The sequence below is a fragment of the Rhodococcus cerastii genome (genome assembly GCF_033042195.1).
In the GTDB taxonomy this organism is placed as follows: Bacteria; Actinomycetota; Actinomycetes; order Mycobacteriales; family Mycobacteriaceae; genus Rhodococcoides.
The window spans coordinates 1-511 of record NZ_JAWLKF010000051.1 but is presented as its reverse complement, the minus strand read 5'-3'; the positions used below and the strand labels follow the sequence as shown (position 1 = coordinate 511).

Below are 511 nucleotides of genomic sequence, written 5' to 3'. Positions count from 1 at the left end.
GGCTCCACAACCTCGAATGCGTCTGCAGCGACGAGCCCGATCAGCTCCCCGCGGTGCGAGATCGGCGACCGGGCGGTCATCTCGATCTCCCACACCCGAGACACTGTCACGACGCCAACCCGTGCTCGGTGCAGGCGGCGCGGACCGCGTCGGCCACGATCCTCGTCCGCAGCGTCAGCGCGGAGGTCTGATCGCGCATCACCTGCAGCACCGGCCGCGGCTCGCTCGTGAGCAGGATTGCCAGCTCGCCGCGTTGCTCGTCGGTGCGCGGGGCCGAGCCGAGCCGGGCCGCCGAGGCGGTCCACCACTGGTGCAGATTCACGCTGTTATAGGTGGCCAATCGGATCCGGGTGGGCAGCAGGTTGTCCCAGTAGTCACCGCGGCGGGCGGCCACCCAATTTCCGTCCGACCAATCGACTCCGTAGTGCAGCAACAACATCAACCGCTCCGCCACGACCGCGGCCGGGTCCGACAATGCCGGCAGTTGCCAGGCCGTGGCCAACCACCGATC

The 511-nt window shown here is 68.9% G+C and carries 1 pseudogene; it reads right to left on the bottom strand.

Going from position 1 to position 511, the window contains the following annotated elements:
• Positions 1-106 precede the first annotated feature (106 nt).
• Positions 107-511 (bottom strand): annotated as a pseudogene (locus R3P93_RS24560) (hypothetical protein); the annotation flags it as partial.